The organism is Ottowia sp. (genome assembly GCF_047601385.1).
Classification (GTDB): Bacteria; Pseudomonadota; Gammaproteobacteria; order Burkholderiales; family Burkholderiaceae_C; genus Ottowia.
The window spans coordinates 571,875-587,437 of the sequence record NZ_JASGJP010000001.1; the positions used below are offsets into that span (position 1 = coordinate 571,875).

The following is a 15,563-nucleotide window of genomic DNA, read 5'->3' on the forward strand; positions in this document are numbered from 1 at the left end:
AGCTGCTGGCGCTTGCTGGACGGGCGTTGGAGTCCGATTTGGCTTGAAAAACTTCAGGCGAGGAACGGGTGCCGAACCATGATGGTGTGGTCGCGGTCCGGGCTGGTGGAGATGATGTGGATCGGCACGCCGGTGGCGTGCTCGATGCGCTGCAGGTACAACCGCGCGTTGACCGGCAGCCTGTCGTAGTCGGTGACGCCGACGGTGCTCTCGCTCCAGCCGGGCATGGTCTCGTAGATGGGCTTGCAGCGCGCGATGTCGTCGGCGCCCAGCGGCAGGATGTCGATGTGCTCGCCGTCCAGTTCGTAGCCGGTGCACAGTTGCAGTTCGGGCAGGCCGTCGAGCACGTCGAGCTTGGTGATGCACAGGCCCGACAGGCCGTTGACCTGCGCGCTGCGCTTGAGCAGCGCGGCGTCGAACCAGCCGCAGCGGCGGCTGCGCCCGGTGGTGACGCCCTTCTCGGCGCCGACGGTGCTCATGTGCCAGCCGGGCGTGCCCGGGTTTTCCCAGTCCAGCTCGGTCGGGAACGGGCCGCCGCCCACGCGCGTGCAATACGCCTTGGTGATGCCCAGGATGTAGTGCAGCAGGCCCGGCCCCACGCCGGCGCCGGCGGCGGCGTTGCCGGCCACGCAGTTGCTGCTGGTGACGTAGGGGTAGGTGCCGTGATCGACGTCCAGCAGCGTGCCCTGCGCGCCCTCGAACAGCAGGTTGGCGCCGTCGCGGTGCGCCTCGTTCAGCTCGCGCGAGACGTCGGCGATCATCGGCTTGATCTGCTCGGCGTGGCGCATGGCCTCGGCGTACACGCTGTCGAAATCGATGGCGGCGGCGCCCAGCACCTCGGTCAGCACGTGGTTGTGCAGCGCCAGCAGCTCGTGCAGCTTCTCGGCGAAGCGCGCGGGGTGCTTCAGGTCCTGCACGCGCAGGGCGCGGCGGGCGATCTTGTCTTCATAAGCCGGGCCGATGCCGCGCCCGGTGGTGCCGATCTTCTCGACGCCGCCCTTCTCGCGGTAGGCCTCGCGCGCCACGTCCAGCGCGGCATGGAAGGGCAGGATCAGCGGGCAGGCCTCGCTGATGCGCAGGCGCGAGCGCACTTCGACGCCGGCCTTCTCCAGCCCCTCGATCTCCTCCAGCAGCTTGGCGCACGAGAGCACCACGCCGTTGCCGATGTAGCAGGTGACGCCGGCGCGCATGATGCCGCTGGGGATGAGGTGCAGCGCGGTCTTGACGCCGTTGATGACCAGCGTGTGGCCGGCGTTGTGGCCGCCCTGGAAGCGCACCACGCCCTGCGCGCTTTCGGTCAGCCAGTCGACCAGTTTGCCCTTGCCCTCGTCGCCCCATTGGGTGCCGACGACGACGACGTTGCGTCCGGTGGTGGGTTTCATTGCGTGCTCGGTTTCCTGTGATGCCTGTCCATGACGACCCACTGCCCGGCGGCTTCGGTCAGCTCGCGGTCGCAGTCGAATTCGTCGATCTCGTCCTCGTGCCCGGGCAGCACGCAGACCACGGTCTCGCCGCGCGCGCGCAGCGCCGCCACCGCGGCGCGCAGGCCGGGCGCGTCGCTCCAGGGCGCGCGGATGGCGGCGCGCAGCGGGCGGGCGGCGGTCGCGCGCGCGAGCTGCCGCACGTCGAGGCTGAAGCCCACGGCCGGGCGCTCGCGGTCCAGCTTGTGGCCGAACACGGCGCCCACGCCGTCGTAGCGGCCGCCGCGCAGCACGGCGTCGCCCGCGCCGTCGGCGTAGACGGCGAAGCGCAGGCCGGTGTAGTAGCCCCAGCCGCGCGCATCGGCCAGGTCGAAGACGACGCGCACGCCTTCCAGCCGCTCGGCCAGCCACCTCAGATTTGATAGCGCTTCGCGCACGCCTGGCGAGCCCTGGAGGGCTTTTTCGGCCTCATCCAGCACCTCGGCACCGCCGTACAGGCGGATCAGCGCGCGCAGGCCCTCGCGCGCGGCGGGCGCGAAGCCTTTGGTGAGCTGCGCCAGCGCGCTGGCGTCCTTGGCCGCCAGCGCGGCGTGCACGGCGTTCAGCACCTGCGCATCGACCATCGCGCCGGCCAGCAGCGCGCGCGGGATGCGGGCGTCGGCCAGGTCCACCGTGAGGCCCTCCACGCGCGCGGCGCGCAGGCAGTCCAGCGCCAGCAGCAGCGCCTCCAGGTCGGCCTCGCGGCCGGCGTGGCCGTAGATCTCGGCGCCGAACTGCAAGGGCTCGCGCGTGGCGTGCGGGCGCTCGGGCCGCGTGTGCAGCACCGGGCCGCAGTAGCACAGGCGGGTGACGGCCTGGCGGCCGAGCAGGTGGGCGTCGATGCGCGCCACCTGCGGCGTGGTGTCGGCGCGCACGCCGAGCGAGCGGCCGGAGAGCTGATCGACGAGCTTGAAGGTCTGCAACTCCAGCGCCTCGCCGGTGCCGGTGAGCAGCGAGTCCAGGTGCTCGACCAGCGGGGGTATCACCAGCTCGTAGCCGTAGCCACGGGCGGTGTCGAGCAGTTCGCGGCGGAGTTCCTCGATGTGCCGGGCCTCTGAGGGCAATACATCGGCGATGTGATCCGGCAGGAGCCAGGCGGACATGGCTTAAGCAGCTTTCGCGGGGCTGTTAAAAACGTGATTCTACCGACTAGAAACGTGCCCCCACGCTTCCCCGCTGCGCGTGGTCCGCTGCCCCCCGTGGGGGCCCCGGCCGCCTTGGGAGCGGCCCGGCGGCGGCCGGCGTTGACTCCCGCGCACGCCCCTGCTCAGCTCGCGATCCAGATCAATGCCAGACCGGCCATCAGCCCAAGCAGGCCGAAGAAGCGGATCTGCCCGTCCTGCATCTGAAGGAGTTGGCTGAAGGCGCTGCGCCACGCGCGCGGCGCGATGAAGGGCAGCAGCGCCTCGATGATCAGCGCCAGACCGAGCGCGGCCAGCAGCGTGTCGCCGTCCACGCGCGCCGCTTCAGCGCCGGCCCGAGACCGGCGGGTTGCGCATGTTGCGGAAGAAGTCCGACGAGGCCGGGTCGATCACCAGCACGTCGCCCGGCTTGCCGATACTGGCGCGGTAGGCGTCCAGGCTGCGGTAGAACTCGGCGAACTGCGGATCCTTGCCGAACGAGTCGGCGTAGATGCGGGTGGCCTCGCCGTCGCCCTGGCCGCGTACCTTCTCGGCGTCGCGGTAGGCGTTGGCCACCGTCACCTCGCGTTGGCGGTCGGCGTCGGCGCGGATCTGCTCGCCCTCGGCCTGGCCGGTGGAGCGCAGTTCGTTGGCCACCTGCTGGCGCTCGGCCTGCATGCGGCGGTAGACCGACTCGGTGATCGACTCCACGTAGTCGGCGCGCGTGATGCGCACGTCCACGATGTCGATGCCCCAGGGCTTGCCGCCCTTGACGGATTCGGTGACCTCGCGCTTGACGTCGGCCATCAGCGTCTCGCGGCGGGTGGAGATGAGTTCGCGCACGGTGCGGCGGTTGATCTCCTCCTGGAAGGCGTTGCGCACCACGCGGTTGAGCTGCTGCGCGCCGGCCATCTCGTCCAGGCCGACGTTGCGGATGTAGGCCTGCGGGTCGGTGATGCGCCAGCGCACGTACCAGTCGATCACCACGCGCTGCTTCTCGGCGGTGAGCACGGGCTCGGTGTCCATGCTGTCGAGCGTGAGCAGGCGCTTGTCGATGTAGTTGACGTTCTGCACCAGCGGCAGCTTGAAGTTCAGGCCCGGCTGGGTGATGACTTCCTTGATCTGGCCGAGCTGGTAGACCACGCCGAACTGGCGCTGGTCCACCACGAACATGGTGGCGCCGAGCAGCGCCAGCACGATGAGGACGGTGGTTCCGATGAATCCGACTTTGTTCATGTCCGTGGCCTGGTCTTTATCGGGATTCACGGTCGCGGCTGCGCGCGGCGTCGCGTGAACGGCCATTGGCGGCCGCGTTGGCAGCCGGCGCGGCCGGCACGGCGGCGGCGGGCGCCGGCGCGGTGCTGGCCGCTGCTGGCGCAGCGCCGGCGGCCTGCATGACCTTGTCAAGCGGCAGGTACATCAGGCTGCCGGAGCGGCTGTCCACGATGACCTTGTTCACGCCGCCGTAGATGTCCTGCATGGTGTCGAGGTACATGCGCTCGCGCGTGACCTGCGGCGCCTTCTGGTACTCGGCCAGCACGGATGCGAAGCGCTGCGCGTCGCCCTCGGCCTGCGCCACCACGCGGGCCTTGTAGCCGTCGGCCTCCTGCTTCAGGCGCGCGGCGGTACCGACGGCCAGCGGCACGACCTGGTTGGCGTAGGCCTGCGCCTCGTTCTTGACGCGCTCGCGCTCCTGGGTGGCCTTGAGCACGTCGTCGAACGCGGCCTGCACCTGCTCGGGCGGACGCGTGCCGCCCTGCTGCATGTTGACGGCCACCACCTCGATGCCGACCTGGTAGCGGTCGAGGATGGCCTGCATCAGGTCGCGCACGCGAGGGGCGATCTGGTCGCGCTCGTCGGCCATGGCGTTGTCCATGGTCATCTTGCCGACCACCTCGCGCACGGCGCTCTCGGCGGCCTGCACCACGGCGTCGTCGGGGCTCTTGCTCTCGAACAGGTAGGCGCGCGCGTCGTTCAGGCGGTACTGCACGGCGAACTTGATCTCGACGATGTTCTCGTCCTGGGTCAGCATGGCCGACTCGCGCAGGCCGGTGGCCTTGACCACGCTGTCGCGGCCGACGTCGACCGAGCGGATCTGCGTCACGCGCACCGTCTCGTGCCGCTGGATGGGGTACGGCAGGCGCCAGTTGAAGCCGGCGCTGACGGTGGAGTGGTACTTGCCGAACTGCGTGATGACGGCCTGCTGGCCTTCCTGCACGATGAAGAAGCCGGTGCCGAGCCAGATCAGCGCGGCGATGCCGGCGATCACGCCCACGCCGAAGCCGGCGCTCTTCATGTCGGGCTGGAAGTTCCCGCCACCGCCGCCGGAGCGGTTGCCACCGCCGCGGCCGCCGAACAGGCCGCCGAGCTTGCGGTTGAAGTCGCGCCACAGCTCGTCGAGATCGGGCGGACCCTGGTTGGGGCCCCGGCCGCCGCCGCGCGGCGGCTCGGGCGGCTGGCGCGGGGGCTCGGCGGGGCGTTGCGGCTGGTCGTCCGGGCGCGGCTCGCCCTGGCCGGACGGCTCGTCGCCGCGGCCCCAGCGCGGATCGTTCAGGTTGAACATGCCCCGGATGCGGGCCGGCCAGGCGGCCAGGCGCAAGGCGCTGGAACGGTCTTTCATTCGTCGGAGTCTCGGCTGTCGGTGTCTCGGCTGTGCAACCCGCCATTGTGCCCAATCGCGACGGGCTCCTCGGCGGCGCCGGCCTGCGCCTGGGCGCGGCGCGCCAGTTCGGCGCGCAGCAGCGGCAGGCCCTCGCCGGACCGGGCGCTGGCGAAGATGCGGGTGTGGCGGCGGCCGTCCAGTTCGATCTCGTCCTGCAAGGCCAGCGGGCGGCGGGCGGCGTCGAGCGTGTCGAGCTTGTTGAACACCAGCAATTGCGGCAGTTCGCCGGCGCCGATCTCGCGCAGCACGCGCCGCACCTCGTCCATCTGCTCGGGGAAGGCGGGGTTGCCGGCATCGACCACGTGCAGCAGCAGGTCGGCGTCGGCCGCCTCCTGCAAGGTGGCCTCGAAGGCGTCCACCAGACCGTGCGGCAGGTCGCGGATGAAGCCCACGGTGTCGGACAGCGAGACGGAACGGCCGCCCATGCCGTCGGTGTCGCCCAGGTAGAGCTGGCGCGTGGTGGTGTCGAGCGTGGCGAACAACTGGTCGGCCGCGTAGGCGCGGGCCTTGACCAGCGCATTGAACAGCGTGGACTTGCCGGCGTTGGTGTAGCCGACCAGCGAGATGTTGAAGGTCTCGCGCCGCTCGCGCTGGCGCCGCTGCGTCTGGCGCTGGCGCTTGACCTTGACCAGGCGCTCCTTGGTCCGCTTGATGGCCTCGCCGATCATGCGGCGGTCGAGTTCGATCTGCGTCTCGCCGGGGCCGCCGCGCGTGCCGATGCCGCCCTGCTGCCGCTCCAGGTGCGACCAGCGGCGCACCAGGCGCGTGCTGAGGTATTGCAGGCGCGCCAGTTCCACCTGGAGCTTGCCCTCGTGGCTGCGCGCACGCTGGGCGAAGATTTCCAGGATGAGCAGCGTGCGGTCGTTCACCGGCAGGCCGATGGCGCGCTCCAGGTTGCGCTGCTGCACCGGGCTCAGCGCCTGGTCGAACAGCACCTCCTGCGCGCCTTCGCTGGCGGCGAGCAGGCGGATTTCCTCCGCCTTGCCGCTGCCGACGAACAGCGCCGCGTCGGGCGCCTTGCGCTTGCAGGTGAGCCGGGCCACGGGGTGCAGCCCGGCGGTCTCGGCCAGCAGGCCCAGCTCTTCCAGCTCGCCGTCGAAATGCGGCACGCCCAGATCGACGCCCACCAGTACGGCGGCGGCGCTTCGGTCAGGTGTGGTGACGGTGGGCAATGGGCTGGATGGGGTGTTCAGCCACCCCACCAGCTACAAAAAGATGAGCTACTGGCGCAGGTGGCATAAGCGCTGGAGGCCGATTTCAATCAGATTCCTGACTGTCCGCATTGGCCGAGAAGTTGACCGCGCGTCCCGGCACGATGGTCGAGATGGCGTGCTTGTAGACCATCTGCGTGACGGTGTTGCGAAGGAGCACGACGTATTGATCAAAAGACTCAATCTGGCCCTGCAATTTGATCCCGTTCACCAGGTAGATGGAGACCGGGATGTGCTCGCGGCGCAGGGTGTTGAGAAACGGGTCTTGTAGAAGCTGCCCTTTATTGCTCACGATATTCTCCGTGTTCGAGAAGTTTGAAGGAGTTGGAACTTACCACATGGGGATGATCTGCTCTATCGCAAGGGTCTACAACGAACGATCCTTGCGATAGAGCCAGGCCCCGCAGGGCCTGCTTAGGACTCCTTGTCGGCGTAAGGGTTCCGCGCCGACTTCATTTCGATGCGCAGCGGCGTGCCGGTGAGGTCGAACGCCTTGCGGAAGCGCCCTTCCAGGTAGCGCTTGTAGGCGTCGGTCACGCCGTCGAGCGAGTTGCCGTGCACCACGATGATCGGCGGATTCACCCCACCCTGGTGCGCGTAGCGCAGCTTGGGCCGGTACATGCCCGAGCGCCGGGGCTGCTGGAACTGCACCGCTTCCTGCAACAGGCGGGTGAGCTGGGGCGTGGGCATCTTGCGCAGCGCCGCCTTGTGGGCGCGCGCGATGGAGCCCCACAGCGGCCCCAGGCCCTGGCGCTTCCTGGCGGAGATGAAGTGCAGCTCGGCGAACTTCAGGAACGGCAGCCGCGCCTCGATGGAGCGCTGCACCAGCTCACGCTGGTAGGCGTCGATCGCGTCCCACTTGTTGACGGCCAGCACCACGGCGCGCCCGGCGTCGAGAACGAAGCCGGCGATGTGCGCGTCCTGGTCGGTCACGCCCTGCGTCGCGTCCAGCAGCAGCAGCACGACGTTGGCCGATTCGATGGCCTGCAGCGTCTTGACCACCGAGAACTTCTCGATCGCCTCGAACACCTTGCCCTTGCGGCGCAGGCCGGCGGTGTCGATCAGCTCGAAGCGTTGGCCGTTGCGCTCGAAGGGCACCGTGATGGCGTCGCGCGTGGTGCCCGGCAGGTCGAAGGCGACCAGCCGCTCCTCGCCCAGCCAGGTGTTGATGAGGGTGGACTTGCCGACGTTCGGGCGCCCGGCCACGGCCAGGCGGATGAGGTTCTGGTCCTCGGCGGGCGCTTCTTCCTCGTCCGGCAGGTCGAGCGAATCCAGCGCCGCCTCCAGCAGGCTGCGCACGCCCTGCCCGTGCGCGGCTGAAACCGGCACCACCTCGCCCAGGCCCAGCTCGTAGAACTCGGCCAGTTGCGCGCCCTCGCGCATGCCCTCGGCCTTGTTGGCCACCAGCAGGCAGTGCTTGCCCAGGCGGCGCAGGTAGCCGGCGATGTCGTGGTCCTGCGCCGACAGGCCGGCGCGCGCATCGACGATGAACAGCACCACGTCGGCCTCGGCCACGGCCTGGCGCGTCTGCTTGGCCATCTCCTTGAAGATGCCGCTCTCGGCGTCGGGCTCGAAGCCGCCGGTGTCGATGACGATGTATTCGCGCTGGCCCAGCTGGCCCTGGCCGTAGTGGCGGTCGCGCGTGAGGCCGGCGAAGTCGGCCACGATGGCGTCGCGGCTCTTCGTCAGCCGGTTGAACAGCGTGGACTTGCCGACGTTCGGCCGGCCGACGATGGCGATGACGGGCTTCATGCGCTCGGCCGGCCTGTGGTCGGCCTCACTCGGGCACGAAGCCGTAGACGCCGCCCGACTTCGTGACCACCACCAGCGTGTTGCCGGCGGCCACCGGGGTGGCGGCGACGCCGGAGCTGTCGGTGGTCAGGCGGTTCATCGGGCTGCCGTCCTCGCGCGAAAGCAGGTGCACCAGGCCGGTGCTGTCGCCGAAAACCACCGAGCGGCCCAGCACCAGCGTGCCGGTCAGCACACGCCACTGCAGCGCATCGACGGCCCAGGCGCGATCGCCGGTGTCGGCGCGCCAGGCCAGCACGCGGCCGTCGGATTCGGTGCCGTACACGCGCTCGCCGTCGCCCGACACGCCGGTGCCGCCGTTGGCCGGGCGGCTCCAGCGCACGCTGCCACCGGCGGTATCGACACAACCGACGGCGGTCTGGAACGCGCGCGCGCAGACCACGCCGCCCTGGCGGCTGACGCCGCCCACCAGGTCGACCAGCCGCTCGACGTCGTTGGTGCCGCGCGCCGAGGCCACCGGGGCCTCCCAGCGCACGTCGCCGGTGTCGGGGTCGACGCCGATCATGCGGCCCGCCACGCCGGCCACCAGCGTGTTGCCGACCGGCAGCAGCACGCCGGCCTGGCGCAGCACCAGCGGCTCGGCGGGGCGCTGGGTATTCCACAGCAGCGCGCCGCTCTGGCCGTCGAGCGCGGTCAGCGAACGGTCGGCGCCCAGCACGAACACGCGGCCGCCGGCCACCAGCGGCGCGGTGTAGCTCTGCGTGGGCAGGCGGTGGCGCCACAGTTCGCGGCCGCCTTCCAGCGCCACCACCTGGTTGGCGCGCGTCACCACGGCGGTCACGCGGCCGTCGCCGCCGACGCCGCCGGACAGTTCGGCGCCGACGCTGGCGCGGCCCAGCTCGCGGCCGGAGGCGGCGTCCAGCGTCACCACGGTGCCGTCGCTGCCGGCCACCAGCACCTGGCCGCCAGCGGCATGCACCTGCAAGGGGAAGTTGACGGCCGGCACGCGCGCCGTCCAGGCCTGCCGCACGGCGACCACGGGCACGACGGGCTTCAGCTCGGCCGGCTTGGGCCGCGCCGTGCCGCCGGCGCAGCCGGCCAGCACGGTGGCCGCCAGCAGCGCGCCGCCCAGAAAAGTCCAGCGATTCTGCCGGCTCGTCATGATGCGGCTCCGGTGCGGGTGCCGCCGGCCTCGGGATCGATGCCGAGCGCGTTCAGCTTGATGCCGACCAGGCGGCGGTAGTCACCGGCGTCGGCGCCCAGGCCCTGGTAGGCCTTGCCGAACTCCACCGCCGCCTCGGCGCGCTTGCCTTGCAGCAGCAGCACGTCGCCCCGGCGGTCGGCCGCCAGTGGCACGAAGGGCTCGGGGAAGCTGGCGGACAGGGTTTTCAGCGCCTCGTCGTAGGCCTTGTCGCCGGTGTGCAGCGAGGCCAGGCGCAGGCGCGCGACGGCCTTCAGGCCATCGCCCGGCGCCTTCTCGGCGGCCCAGGCCAGCGCGGCCTTGGCCTCGGCGGGCTTGTCCTTGTCGTGCAGCAGCTTGGCGGCCAGCAGCGCGCCCTGGGCGGCGTAGGCGGTGCCGCCGTACTTGCCCTTCATGTCGGCCAGCGCGCGCTCGACGCGGGCGATGTCACCCGCCTGGGCGCTGCGGCCGATCTCGTCGTACAGCACTGCCGCCAGGCCGGCCTGGCGGCGCTCCCAGTACTGCCAGCCGGTCCAGGCGGTGTAGGCCGCCAGCACGGCGATCAGCAGCCAGGTGATGAGGTTGCCCCACCGGTTCCAGAAGTGCTTGAGCGCGTCAAGCTGTTCCTGTTCTTCGAGATCGAGATTGGTCGCCATGATTGGTTGGTGTTCGCTTAATCGGTCGATTTTAGGGTGCCGGCCCAGGCGGGCACATCGGCCAGCGGCCGGGCGAGCTGGTCGCCGCCGCCCCGCAGCGCCTTCACGGTGACTTCGCCGCGCGCCAACTCGTCGTCGCCGAAGACCAGCGCGAAGCGCGCGCCGCTGGCGTCGGCCTTCTTGAACTGGGCCTTCATGCCGCCGCCGCCCGCGTGCTGCACCACGGCGATGCCGGCCGCGCGCAGTTGCTCCAGCACGGGCATGACCCGCGGCAGCGCGGCGGCCGAGGGCACGACGGCGTAGGCGTCGGGCGCGGCGCCCGGCAGCGGCAGTTGCAGCGCCTGGATCAGCAGCAGCAGCCGCTCGATGCCCAGGCCGAAGCCCACCGCCGGCGCCGGCTTGCCGCCCATCTGGCCGATCAGCCCGTCGTAGCGCCCGCCGCCGCACACCGTGCCCTGCGCGCCGAGCTGGTCGGTGACCCACTCGAACACGGTGAGGTTGTAGTAGTCCATGCCGCGCACCAGGCGCGGGTTGACGCGGTAGGCCAGGCCGGCGGCGTCCAGCACGGCGCGCACGGCGTCGAAGTGCGCGCGCGATTCGTCGCCCAAAAAGTCCATCAGCCGCGGCGCCGCTTCCACCACGGCCTGCATGGCCGGGTTCTTGGTGTCGAGGATGCGCAGCGGGTTGCTGTGCAGGCGGCGGCGCGCGTCCTCGTCCAGCACGTCGGCATGCGCCTCGAAGTGCTTGACCAGCGCCTCGCGGTGCGCCTGCCGCTCGGCCGGCTGGCCCAGGCTGTTGATCTCCAGCCGCACGTGCGCGCCCTCCAGCAGGCCCAGCTCGCGCCAGAGCGCGCGCGCCATCAGGATCAGCTCGGCGTCCACGTCCGGCCCGGGGAAGCCCAGCGCCTCCACGTCGAGCTGGTGGAACTGGCGGTAGCGGCCCTTCTGCGGCCGCTCGTGGCGGAACATGGGGCCCAGCGTCCACAGCCGCAGCGGCCCGTTGTAGAGCGCGTTGTGCTCCACCATGGCGCGCACGATGCCGGCCGTGGCCTCGGGGCGCAGCGTGAGCCTGTCGCCGTTCATCGAGTCGGTGAAGGAATACATCTCCTTCTCTACGATGTCGGTCACCTCGCCCAGCCCGCGCACGAACAGCGCCGTGGGCTCGACCACCGGCGTCAGGATGTACTGGTAGCCATAGCGCGCCAGCACGCGCCGCACCACCGACTCGAACCAGTGCCACAGCGCCGAGTCGGGCAGCTTGTCGGTGCGCGGCACGCTGGCCGGCAGGATGTCGTTCATGCCTTTGACGGCAGCGATCAGCGGGGGTTTGGACATTGATGAAACTATTATTTTGATAGCTGCCAGCGCTTGCCTGGCGGGCGCTGGAGGCCTATTTTGTTCTCAACCGAAGCGCTGGGCGATGTAGCGCTCGACGATGGCGTGGAACTCGGCCGCGATGTGGTCGCCGCGCAGCGTCATCGCCTTCTCGCCGTCGATGAACACCGGCGCGGCCGGGCTCTCGCCGGTGCCGGGCAGGCTGATGCCGATGTCGGCGTGCTTGCTCTCGCCGGGGCCGTTGACGATGCAGCCCATCACCGCCACCTTCAGCTTCTCGACGCCCGGGTAGCGGCTGCGCCACACCGGCATCTGCGCGCGCAGGTGGTCGTCGATCTGCTTGGCCAGTTCCTGGAAAGTGGTGCTGGTGGTGCGCCCGCAGCCCGGGCAGGCGGTGACGCTGGGCACGAACACGCGCAGGCCCAGCGCCTGCAATATCTCCGACGCGATCACCACCTCCTGCGTGCGCGCCTCGCCCGGCTGCGGCGTGAGGCTGACGCGGATGGTGTCGCCGATGCCCTCCTGCAGCAGGATCGACAGCGCGGTCGCGGAAGCCACCGTGCCCTTGGTGGCCATGCCGGCCTCGGTCAGGCCCAGGTGCAGCGGGTAGTCGCAGCGGCGCGCCAGCGCGCGGTAGACGGCGATCAGGTCCTGCACGCCGCTGACCTTGCAGCTGAGGATGACCTGCGCCGGGTCCATGCCCAGCTCCACCGCCTGGCCGGCCGAGCCGACGGCCGAGCTGATCAGCGCCTCGTACATCACCTGGCGCGCCTCCCAGGGCTGGGCGCGGCGGCTGTTCTCGTCCATCAGGCCGGCCAGCAACTCCTGGTCCAGGCTGCCCCAGTTGACGCCGATGCGCACAGGCTTGTCCCACTTCAGCGCGGCCTCGATCATCTGGCCGAACTGCGCGTCGCGCTTGGCGCCCTTGCCGACGTTGCCGGGGTTAATGCGGTACTTGCTGAGGGCCTCGGCGCAGGCCGGATAGTCGGTCAGCAGCCGGTGGCCGTTGTAGTGGAAGTCGCCGATCAGCGGCACGTCGATGCCCATGCGATCGAGCTGCTCGCGGATGTAGGGCACCTGCGCGGCCGCCTCGGGCGTGTTGACGGTGATGCGCACCAGCTCGCTGCCAGCCAGCGCCAGCTCCTTGACCTGGATGGCGGTGCCGATGGCGTCCACCGTGTCGGTGTTGGTCATCGACTGCACGCGCACCGGCGCGTCGCCGCCCACGGTGACCACGCGCCGGCCCCAGGCCACGCGCGCCTGGCGCGTGCGGCGCGGCGCGGGCTGGGCCACTTCCACCGGCTGCGGGATCAAGGGCGCGTCCATCGGGTTCATTTGACGGTGAAGCGCGCCACGTTGGACGGCCCGAGCGACTTCAGGTCGAACGGCTGGCCGCGCACCGTGACGGTGACCGCATCCTTGCGGCCGATGGTGACGGCCAGCGGCGGCTCGCCGGCGACGCCCAGCGTCTCGCCCGCCGCCAGCGCGCGATTGACCAGCGGCTTGCCGGCGGCGTCGCGCACGGTGATCCAGGTCTCGCCAGCGGCGGTGAAGGCCAGCACGCCGGCGGGCGCGGCTTCGACGACGGCCGATGCGGCGGCGGCGGGCATCGCCGCGCCCTGTTCGACGGACGCGGCGCCGGCCGGCAACTCGGCGGGCGCGGGCTCGGCCGCCAGCGTGGGCTCGACGCTTTCGCGCACCATGCCGCCGTCGGCGGGCCTGGCCGCCTCGGGCGGCGCGCCGAGCTGGATCGGCAGCGTCGGCAGCAGCCACAGCGCGGCGGCGCCGAGCAGCAGCGCGGCAATGGCGATCAGCGCCGGTTTGGAGAAGCTGCCCGTGCCCATCGGCGCCGGCCGGTCGCCGGCGCGGCGAAACGGCTGGTTGATGGCGTGGTCGCTCGCGCGCAGGCCGGGCGCGGACACCGGCATGCGCTCCAGCACGGGCGCCGGATCGGCGCCGAAGGCGCGGCAGATCGCCGAGGCCAGGCCGCGCGCGAAGGTGATGTCGGGCAGCTCTTCCAGCCGGTCGCTTTCCAGCGCCTCCAGCTTCTGCAGGGACACCTTCATGGCGCTGGCCACCAGCGCGGCATCGACGCCGGCCGATTCGCGCATCTCGCGCAGCATGGCGCCGGCGGTCGGGCGGCCAGGGGACGCGGCCGCCGCCTCGGACAGGCCGGCCAGCCCGGAGTCGCGCTCACTCATCGAAAGCCCTCCGCTCGTAGGCCTGCAGCTCGCGCGACTGCGGGAAGCGCCGGCGCAGCTGCGAGGCCAGTTGCTCCATGGCCTGGCGGTTGTTCAGCCGGTTCTCGACCCGGATGCCCAGCCACAGCGATTCGGCGTTGGCCCGCTCGCTGTTGTTGAGGCGCCGGATGTAGAACTGCGCGCGGCCGTAGTCGCCGCGCTGGTACAGCAGGTGCGCCAGGTTGTAGCCCGTCACGGGATTGCCGGCGTCCAGCTCGTAGGAGCGCTGCAGCGTGGCCTCGGCCTTGGCCGCGTCGCCGCCGCGCGCCTCGCAGATGCCTTGCGTCATCAGCGTCTTGGCGCGCTCCTGGTAGGTGGGCACCGCGACCGCGCGCTGGAACGACTGCGTGGCCGCCGCGTACTGGCCCTGCTGGCATTGCAGCCAGCCGAGGTTGTGCATGGCGCTGGCGTCGCGCGGGTTGAGCGCGATGGCGCGTTCGAAATGGCTCTGCGCCAGCGGCCGCTCGCCCAGCGCCATGTAGATCAGGCCGCCCAGGTTGTAGACATCGGGGAAGGTCGGGTCGGCCTGCATGGCCTTCTTCATCTCGTCCAGCGCGACGGTGGTCTGGCCGTTCTCGTAGTAGCTGGAGGCCAGCATCAGCCGCGTGCGGGCGCGCTTGCGGGCGTCGGTCTCGTCGGAGGCGGTCTGCAGCTCGATGGGGGTATCGCCCAGGCCGGGCCGGGTGGCGCAGCCGGCCAGCACGCCCAGCAGGGCCAGCGCCGCCCAGGCACGCAGCGGCAGCCGGCTGGAGAGCGAGGTCGCAATGATCATGAATGAGCCTTTCTCGTCGGCGCGGGGGCGCGCGCCGGATGCAGCACCACCGTGCGCTGGCGCGCCATGCGCTCGCGCACGCGGGTGCGGTCCTGCACGTCGCCGGCCAGTTGCCCGCAGGCGGCGTCGATGTCGTCGCCGCGCGTCTTGCGCACCGTGGTGACGATACCAGCATCGTTCAGCAGTTTGCCGAACGCCAGCACGCGCGGCAGGGGCGAGCGCACCAGGCCCGACTGCGGGAACGGGTTGAACGGGATCAGGTTGAACTTGCAGCGCAGGCCCTCGGCGCCGTGCCGCCGCACCAGCGCGATCAGCGCCTGCGCGTGCTCGGGCGCATCGTTGACGCCGTCGAGCATGCAGTATTCGAAGGTGATGAAGTCGCGCGGCGCGCTGGCCAGGTAGCCGGTGCAGGTGCGCAGCAGTTCGTCGATGGGGTACTTGCGGTTCAGCGGCACCAGGTGGCTGCGCAGCTCGTCCATGGGGGCGTGCAGCGACACCGCCAGCGCCACCGGACAGTCGCGCGCCAGGCGCTCGATCATCGGCACCACGCCGGAGGTGGACACCGTCACGCGCCGGCGCGACAGCCCGTAGCCGTGATCATGAAGCATGGTGCGCAGCGCGGGCACCAGCCGGTCGTAGTTCTGCAGGGGCTCGCCCATGCCCATCATCACCACGTTGGAGATGACGCGCTCTCCCGTGCCCAGGTGCTTGCGCAGGAAGTGCTCGGCGAACCAGAGCTGGGCGACGATCTCGCCCGTGGTCAGGTTGCGGCTGAAGCCCTGGTGACCGGTGGAGCAGAAGCGGCAGCCGACCGCGCAGCCGGCCTGGGACGAGATGCACAGCGTCCCCCGGTCGTCCTCGGGGATGAACACCGCTTCGACGGCGTTCCCGCCGCCGACGTCGAACAGCCACTTGATGGTGCCGTCCTTCGATTCGTGCTGGCTGATGATGGGCAGGCCCGCCACCATGGCGCGGCCAGCCAGCTTGTCGCGCAAGGACTTCGCCAGATCGCTCATCTGGTCGAAGTCGGCCGCGCCGCGCTGGTGGATCCAGCGAAAGAGCTGGGTGGCGCGAAAGCGCTTCTCGCCCAGGCCCTCGCAGAACGCGGCCAGCCCGTCGAGGTCGAAGTCGAGCAGGTTGACCGGAGTGTTCATGCCAGCGGGGCCGGGCCGCGCGCG

Annotated in this window: 15 protein-coding genes; all 15 read right to left on the reverse strand. The window is 70.9% G+C overall.

Annotation, left to right across the window (positions count from 1 at the left end; all coding sequences use genetic code 11):
- Window positions 1–53 precede the first annotated feature (53 nt).
- The 15 genes from QM772_RS02790 to rlmN all read right to left on the reverse strand — a co-directional run bounded on the left by QM772_RS02790 (window position 54) and on the right by rlmN (window position 15,539).
- A complete protein-coding gene (locus QM772_RS02790; protein ID WP_415133941.1) occupies window positions 54–1,382 on the reverse strand; it encodes an adenylosuccinate synthase in 1,329 nt (442 codons plus the stop codon).
- Window positions 1,379–2,563 (reverse strand): ATP phosphoribosyltransferase regulatory subunit, encoded by a 1,185-nt coding sequence (locus tag QM772_RS02795; RefSeq protein WP_415133942.1) that lies wholly within the window; start codon window positions 2,561–2,563, stop codon window positions 1,379–1,381. The genes QM772_RS02790 and QM772_RS02795 overlap by 4 nt, the downstream gene beginning before the upstream one ends.
- 164 nt (window positions 2,564–2,727) lie before the next feature.
- On the reverse strand, window positions 2,728–2,916 hold the full coding sequence (locus QM772_RS02800) for a DUF2065 domain-containing protein (protein ID WP_415133943.1): 189 nt from the start codon (window positions 2,914–2,916) through the stop codon (window positions 2,728–2,730).
- Between the two features lie 10 nt (window positions 2,917–2,926).
- Window positions 2,927–3,817: a protease modulator HflC gene (hflC, locus tag QM772_RS02805; protein ID WP_415133944.1), complete on the reverse strand. Its 891-nt coding sequence runs from the start codon at window positions 3,815–3,817 to the stop codon at window positions 2,927–2,929.
- Between the two features lie 16 nt (window positions 3,818–3,833).
- Window positions 3,834–5,201 carry an FtsH protease activity modulator HflK gene (gene hflK / locus QM772_RS02810; protein WP_415133945.1) on the reverse strand — a complete coding sequence of 456 codons (1,368 nt, stop codon included), beginning with the start codon at window positions 5,199–5,201 and terminating at the stop codon, window positions 3,834–3,836.
- The gene (gene hflX / locus QM772_RS02815; RefSeq protein WP_415133946.1) at window positions 5,198–6,415 is read right to left on the reverse strand and encodes a GTPase HflX; all 1,218 of its coding nucleotides are present in this window, start codon (window positions 6,413–6,415) and stop codon (window positions 5,198–5,200) included. The genes hflK and hflX overlap by 4 nt, the downstream gene beginning before the upstream one ends.
- A gap of 85 nt (window positions 6,416–6,500) precedes the next feature.
- Window positions 6,501–6,746, reverse strand: coding sequence for an RNA chaperone Hfq (gene hfq / locus QM772_RS02820; RefSeq protein ID WP_415133947.1), 246 nt, complete (start codon window positions 6,744–6,746; stop codon window positions 6,501–6,503).
- 122 nt (window positions 6,747–6,868) lie between these two features.
- Window positions 6,869–8,206, reverse strand: coding sequence for a ribosome biogenesis GTPase Der (gene der, locus QM772_RS02825; RefSeq protein WP_415133948.1), 1,338 nt, complete (start codon window positions 8,204–8,206; stop codon window positions 6,869–6,871).
- Window positions 8,207–8,231: 25 nt separating this feature from the next.
- Window positions 8,232–9,365, reverse strand: coding sequence for an outer membrane protein assembly factor BamB (gene bamB / locus QM772_RS02830; RefSeq protein ID WP_415133949.1), 1,134 nt, complete (start codon window positions 9,363–9,365; stop codon window positions 8,232–8,234).
- Complete coding sequence (locus QM772_RS02835; RefSeq protein ID WP_415133950.1) at window positions 9,362–10,039, reverse strand: YfgM family protein; 678 nt, start codon at window positions 10,037–10,039, stop codon at window positions 9,362–9,364. Before QM772_RS02835 ends, bamB begins: the two co-directional genes overlap by 4 nt.
- 17 nt (window positions 10,040–10,056) lie before the next feature.
- A complete protein-coding gene (gene hisS, locus QM772_RS02840) occupies window positions 10,057–11,373 on the reverse strand; it encodes a histidine--tRNA ligase (RefSeq protein ID WP_415133951.1) in 1,317 nt (438 codons plus the stop codon).
- A 66-nt stretch (window positions 11,374–11,439) separates the two neighbouring features.
- Entirely contained in the window at window positions 11,440–12,699 is a 1,260-nt protein-coding gene (ispG, locus tag QM772_RS02845) for a flavodoxin-dependent (E)-4-hydroxy-3-methylbut-2-enyl-diphosphate synthase (protein WP_415133952.1), read from the reverse strand.
- Window positions 12,700–12,704: 5 nt separating this feature from the next.
- On the reverse strand, window positions 12,705–13,574 hold the full coding sequence (locus QM772_RS02850) for a helix-turn-helix domain-containing protein (RefSeq protein ID WP_415133953.1): 870 nt from the start codon (window positions 13,572–13,574) through the stop codon (window positions 12,705–12,707).
- A complete protein-coding gene (gene pilW, locus QM772_RS02855) occupies window positions 13,567–14,385 on the reverse strand; it encodes a type IV pilus biogenesis/stability protein PilW (protein WP_415133954.1) in 819 nt (272 codons plus the stop codon). Before pilW ends, QM772_RS02850 begins: the two co-directional genes overlap by 8 nt.
- Window positions 14,382–15,539: a 23S rRNA (adenine(2503)-C(2))-methyltransferase RlmN gene (rlmN, locus tag QM772_RS02860; protein WP_415133955.1), complete on the reverse strand. Its 1,158-nt coding sequence runs from the start codon at window positions 15,537–15,539 to the stop codon at window positions 14,382–14,384. The genes pilW and rlmN overlap by 4 nt, the downstream gene beginning before the upstream one ends.
- Between the last annotated feature and the right edge of the window lie 24 nt (window positions 15,540–15,563).

Coding starts and splice junctions, on each gene's coding strand:
- hflK (WP_415133945.1), bottom strand. CDS start 5,201: ATGAAAGACCGTTCCAGCGCCTTGCGCCTGGCCGCCTGGCCGGCCCGC.
- hflC (WP_415133944.1), bottom strand. CDS start 3,817: ATGAACAAAGTCGGATTCATCGGAACCACCGTCCTCATCGTGCTGGCG.
- der (WP_415133948.1), bottom strand. CDS start 8,206: ATGAAGCCCGTCATCGCCATCGTCGGCCGGCCGAACGTCGGCAAGTCC.
- QM772_RS02795 (WP_415133942.1), bottom strand. CDS start 2,563: ATGTCCGCCTGGCTCCTGCCGGATCACATCGCCGATGTATTGCCCTCA.
- ispG (WP_415133952.1), bottom strand. CDS start 12,699: ATGGACGCGCCCTTGATCCCGCAGCCGGTGGAAGTGGCCCAGCCCGCG.
- hisS (WP_415133951.1), bottom strand. CDS start 11,373: ATGTCCAAACCCCCGCTGATCGCTGCCGTCAAAGGCATGAACGACATC.
- QM772_RS02835 (WP_415133950.1), bottom strand. CDS start 10,039: ATGGCGACCAATCTCGATCTCGAAGAACAGGAACAGCTTGACGCGCTC.
- rlmN (WP_415133955.1), bottom strand. CDS start 15,539: ATGAACACTCCGGTCAACCTGCTCGACTTCGACCTCGACGGGCTGGCC.
- QM772_RS02790 (WP_415133941.1), bottom strand. CDS start 1,382: ATGAAACCCACCACCGGACGCAACGTCGTCGTCGTCGGCACCCAATGG.
- bamB (WP_415133949.1), bottom strand. CDS start 9,365: ATGACGAGCCGGCAGAATCGCTGGACTTTTCTGGGCGGCGCGCTGCTG.
- QM772_RS02850 (WP_415133953.1), bottom strand. CDS start 13,574: ATGAGTGAGCGCGACTCCGGGCTGGCCGGCCTGTCCGAGGCGGCGGCC.
- pilW (WP_415133954.1), bottom strand. CDS start 14,385: ATGATCATTGCGACCTCGCTCTCCAGCCGGCTGCCGCTGCGTGCCTGG.